A 5197-nucleotide genomic window follows, 5' to 3' on the forward strand; every position below is an offset into this window, starting at 1 on the left:
CATCACCCTCGTCGAACACGCCCTCCTCGCCCGCCTGCGCTGAGCGGAAACCCGAGGCCGGCGGCCCCGGTACCCCGTCGCGCCGACCGGGTACCGGGGCACGTTCGCCTGCGAAGGGGTGTCGTCCGGGCGCCCCGCGCAAGACCCTCTCATAAGCAGCGGATAACAGTTCGGTAGGCATTTCGTGATCAACAATGACTGTTTGTAGCGAATCGGCATCACTCAGCGCCAGAAGTCCACAGTTTTGCGCCAACATGTCGGCGAATGTCCTGAATTGTGCCGTGCGCTTCGCCCACCAGCAGCTGTTTGTCCCCCATCCCTGCACGTGCTGAAATTCCAGCTACCCCTTGGATCCCATACGGCTGCCGTTCCCCGGAACGGGCGGCCCCCTGGGGTAGCGCTGGATTGATCCATGGCCGGCTGTCGGCCGAGAGGTAGTTGTCGAGTGAGGCGTAAGCAGCAGGTCGCCCCGCAGCGGCGCTCCGAGCCCCGCCAGAGCGAGCCGAACGGCACCGCACCGGAACCGGGCGGGTTCTCGGCGTTCACACCGGCCGAGGAACGGCCGCAGGCCGCCCCGGCACCGCAGCAGCCGAAGCCCGGCCAGGAGCAGACGTCCGGCCAGGGCGCCGGCACCGGCTCCGCGCCCGGCTCCGGCTCCGGCACGGACGACACCGGCCCCAAGAGCAGCCGGTACGACTTCGTGCGCCCGCGCAACTGGCGCGTGCCGGCCCGTCTGATCGCGATCCTGCTGATCCCGGTCGTCATCGCCCTGGTCTTCGGCGGTCTGCGCGTCAACACCTCGATCGACGGCTTCGTCAAGGCCGACCGCGCCCTGCGCACCGCCACCCTCGCCAAGGCCGCCACCGAACTCGCCGAGGCGCTGGAGAGCGAGCGCGACAAGACGCTCATACCCCTGATCACCAAGCAGGACCCGAACAACGAGGTCACCAAGGCGCGCTCGACCACCGACGCCGCCCTCAAGGCGTACAACGCCGCCTACGAGGCCAGCGACAAGTCCGGCGAGCTCCCCCGGCGCCACGAGACCTTCGAGTCCGTGGTCGTCTACCTGCCGCAGCTGCGCGCCGCCGCCTACGCCGACAACCTCTTCGCCCCCGCGACCGTCAGCGCCTACTCGGTGATGTACGCCCCCCTGCTGTCCTACGACAACTCGGTCGGCCTCGGCTCCTCCAACCTGACCAGCAAGGGCCGCGCGATCTACGCCATGTCGCTGGCCAAGGCCTCCGCCTCGTCCCAGCGCGCCCTGATGCTCCAGCTGCTGGTCGGCATCTCCGCCCAGAAGACCACCCGGTACGAGAACGTCGACCTCATCCAGCAGCTGCTGGTCGCCCAGCGCCTGGAGCAGACCGCGCTCACCGAGTTCAACACCGGCAGCGCCCCCGAGGACGTCGCGCAGTACTCCGCCGCCCAGGTCGCCCAGGCCAAGGCCGACCAGCACGCCGCCTACCGGATGCCCAACGGCGGCGTCCCGACCATGCAGGGCCTGCTGAGCCTCGGCACCGCCTACACCCAGGCCGCCGCCACCGGGCAGTCCCAGGGCAAGGACGTCGCGGACCGCGCCTACAAGGACGCCAAGGACTCCGGCCTCACCCCGGAGAACTGGAACCAGGCCGCCAACACCCACATCGCCAGCCTGCGCTCCACCGAGGTCGCGCTGCTGGACGACGTGCTCGTGGACGCCGCCCAGCTGCGGGACAACGCCCGCTTCGACGCCATCCTCAACTCGCTGATCGTGCTCGTCGCGCTGATCCTGGCCGGTGTCCTCACCGGCTACGTGGCGCGCTCGATGATCCTCGGCATGCGCACCCTGCGCAACGCCGCCCTGGAGATCGCCGACCACCGTCTGCCCGAGCTGGTCGAGAGGCTCTCCAAGACCGACCCGGACCGGGTGGACACCAACGTCACCCCGATCCCGCTGCACGGCAAGGACGAGATCGGCGAGGTCGCCCGGGCCTTCGACCAGGTCCACCGGCAGGCGGTCGCGCTCGCCGCCGAGCAGGCGCTGCTGCGAGGCAACGTCAACGCGATCTTCACCAACCTGTCGCGCCGCAGCCAGAGCCTCATCCAGCGCCAGCTGGCGCTGATCACGGACCTGGAGAACAACGAGGCCGACCCGGACCAACTGGAGAACCTCTTCAAGCTGGACCACCTCGCCACCCGCATGCGCCGCAACGGCGAGAACCTGCTCGTCCTCGCGGGCGAGGAGGCCGGCCGGCGCTGGAACACCCCGGTCCCGCTGGTCGACGTGCTCCGCGCCGCCGCGTCCGAGGTGGAGCAGTACGAGCGCGTCGAGCTCTCCGGCATCCCCGAGGCCGAGGTCGTCGGCGCCGCCGTGACCGACCTCGTCCACCTGCTCGCCGAGCTGCTGGAGAACGCCACCACCTTCTCCAGCCCGCAGACCCGGGTGCTGGTCAACGCGACCCGCCTGCCGGACGGCCGGGTGCTCGTCGAGATCCACGACAAGGGCATCGGCCTCACCGCCGAGGACTTCGCGGAGATCAACGAGAAGCTGGCCGAGCCGCCCACGGTCGACGCCACCATCTCCCGCCGCATGGGCCTCTTCGTGGTCGGCCGGCTCTCCCAGCGGCACGACATCCGCGTCCAGCTCCGCCCGTCCGGCGAGTCGGCCGGCACCACCTCGCTGGTCATGCTGCCGCCGTTCGTGACCCAGATGGCCGCGGAGCCGGAGCCCGAGGAGCAGTTCACCGTCTCCCGGATCTTCGCCGACCAGGAGCCGTCCGCCGCGTGGGGCGCCGACCGGGAGCCGGCCCGCAGCGCCGCCGAGCTCGGCTTCGACGACCACCTCACCGGCATCGGCAACTCCGGTTCCAGCGGGTTCAGCCCGGCCCTGGAGGCGGTCCAGCGCTCGCAGCGCCTGGACCAGGTCCGCCGCGCCGCGCTGGAGTCCGGCCCGCACGACGCCCCGCCGCCGGTGCTGGACGCCGAGGTCGAGGTCGAGGACGACTACCCGGCCTACGGCCGCCGCAACGACGAGGCCTACGCCCAGGACGGCCAGTACCCGCAGCAGGGCTACGAGCGGTCCGGCTACGCCGACGACCAGTACGGGCAGCAGGGCGGCGGCTACGGGCAGCGGGACGAGTACGGCCAGGGCGTCGGCTACGACGCCGAGGGCTACCAGCAGGACGGCTACGGCCAGTACCCGCAGCAGGGCTACGACGAGTACGGCCACCAGGACGACTACGGGCAGCAGGACGAGTACGGGCGGCAGACCGGCTACGACCAGCCCGGCTACGCCGACGACCAGTACGGCCACCAGGCCGACGAGGCCCCGGCCGGCCACCCGTACGCCCCCGAGCAGCCCGCCCTCCCGGCCGCCGGCGCCGCACCCGCCACCCTGCCGTCCGGACTGCCGCAGCGCCGTCCCGGCCAGCAGCTGGCCGGCGGCTTCACGGCCGGCCAGCAGGACGTCGACGGTGACGGCGAGAGCCCGAACTGGTTCACCGGCGCCAAGGACACCTCCTCCGTTCCGGCCGAACCGCGCGGCCACGACGTGTCCGCCCTCGGCGGCTACGGGCCCACCGGCCCGACCGCCGCCGGCACCGCCGCCTGGCAGTCGCCCAACGACAACGACTGGCAGCGCGCCGAGAAGCTCCGCGAACCCTCCTCCAGCGGCACCACTTCGGCCGGCCTGCCCCGGCGCGTGCCCAAGCAGAACCTGGTGGCCGGCAACGCCAAGCCCACTCCGCAGGACGGCCCGCAGGTCTCCCGCGCGCCCGAGGAGGTCCGCGGCCGGCTCACCAACCTGCGCCGCGGCGTCGAGCAGGGCCGCAGTGCCGGTACCACCGGAAGCTTCCGGATCGACCCCGATCAGGTAGACCCGTCCGGCAACGGACAGCAGAATCGCAGCACCGATCTCTTCGGCGGCTCGAACCACCAGGAGCGTTGAGTTGAGTCAGATGAGCCAGGCCGCACAGAACCTGAACTGGCTGATCACCAATTTCGTGGACAACACCCCCGGGGTGTCGCACACGGTGGTGGTCTCCGCGGACGGCCTCCTGCTGTGCATGTCCGAGGGCTTCCCCCGCGACCGCGCCGACCAGCTCGCCGCCGTCGCCTCCGGCCTCACCTCCCTCACCACCGGCGCCAGCCGGATCTTCGAGGGCGGCGAGGTCAACCAGACCGTCGTCGAGATGGAACGCGGCTTCCTCTTCCTCATGGCCATCAGCGACGGCTCCGCGCTCGCCGTCCTGGCCTCCCCCGACTCCGACATCGGCCTCGTCGGATACGAGATGGCCCTGCTCGTCGACCGCGCCGGCGCCGTCCTCACCCCCGCACTCCGCGCAGAACTCCAGGGCAGTCTCCTGCACTGACGGTCCGTCGGATACCGTCCAGGTATTCGAAGCACCTCCGCGTTCGTCCCGGGCCCGCTTCGGCGGGCTCGGGTTCGGACGTTGTACGGCCTTCGCACCACCGGCTCCGGACCCGTGCCAGAGCTCGCACCGCACCGCCGCACCCTGTGAGGAGAGGAACCGTGACACCGCCCGACGACCGCAGCGGCCAGTACGGCGTTCCGTACCCTGGCGCAGGCCATGACGCCTTCGGAGCACCCGGCGTCGTCGGCCACGGTCAACAGTACGGCCAGCCGCTCCACGGCCAGTACGGCCAGCAGTACGGCCAGCCGTACGCGCCGGGGCAGTACGACCAGTACGCCCAGCCCCGGCCCTCCTACGACGCTCCCCCGTCCGGCTACCAGGACGGCACGCTCGGACACCAGCCCGGCCGCGGCCCGGCCGTCGGGCAGCCGGCCGGACAGCCCGGCCACCACGGGCCGGTCCAGGACCCCGGAGCGGGCGACGACTTCGAGGACGAGGTCGACTCCGGACCGCTGATCCGCCCGTTCGCGATGACCGGCGGCCGCACCCGGCCCCGCTACGAGCTCGCCCTGGAGGCGCTCGTCTCGGCCAACGTGGACCCGCAGCGCCTGGCCACCCTGCTCCCCGAGCACCAGCGGATCTGCACGCTGTGCACCGAGGTCAAGTCCGTTGCCGAGGTCTCGGCGCTGCTCTCCCTTCCGCTGGGAGTGGCCCGCATCCTCGTGGCCGACCTGGCCGAGGCCGGCCTGGTCGCCATCCACCAGCCCGCTTCCGGCGGGGAATCCGGAAACCAGCCCGACGTCACGCTGCTCGAAAGGGTCCTCAGTGGACTTCGCAAGCTCTAA

3 protein-coding genes are annotated in these 5197 nt (G+C 71.5%); all 3 read left to right on the plus strand.

Features of this window, described 5'->3' with window-relative positions; translation table 11 throughout:
• The first annotated feature begins 445 nt into the window (after positions 1-445).
• Entirely contained in the window at positions 446-3925 is a 3480-nt protein-coding gene (locus ABD308_RS39460; RefSeq protein WP_344345969.1) for a sensor histidine kinase, read from the plus strand.
• Positions 3926-3935: 10 nt separating this feature from the next.
• The gene (locus tag ABD308_RS39465) at positions 3936-4349 is read left to right on the plus strand and encodes a roadblock/LC7 domain-containing protein (RefSeq protein ID WP_344345973.1); all 414 of its coding nucleotides are present in this window, start codon (positions 3936-3938) and stop codon (positions 4347-4349) included.
• A 161-nt stretch (positions 4350-4510) separates the two neighbouring features.
• Positions 4511-5197 carry a DUF742 domain-containing protein gene (locus tag ABD308_RS39470; RefSeq protein WP_344345971.1) on the plus strand — a complete coding sequence of 229 codons (687 nt, stop codon included), beginning with the start codon at positions 4511-4513 and terminating at the stop codon, positions 5195-5197.

It is taken from the genome of Kitasatospora putterlickiae, assembly GCF_039527695.1.
GTDB classification, from domain to species: domain Bacteria; phylum Actinomycetota; class Actinomycetes; order Streptomycetales; family Streptomycetaceae; genus Kitasatospora; species Kitasatospora putterlickiae.

What these genes read in the sequence shown, in the direction of transcription:
- ABD308_RS39465 (WP_344345973.1), top strand. Translation starts at nt 3,936, where the DNA reads ATGAGCCAGGCCGCACAGAACCTGAACTGGCTGATCACCAATTTCGTG.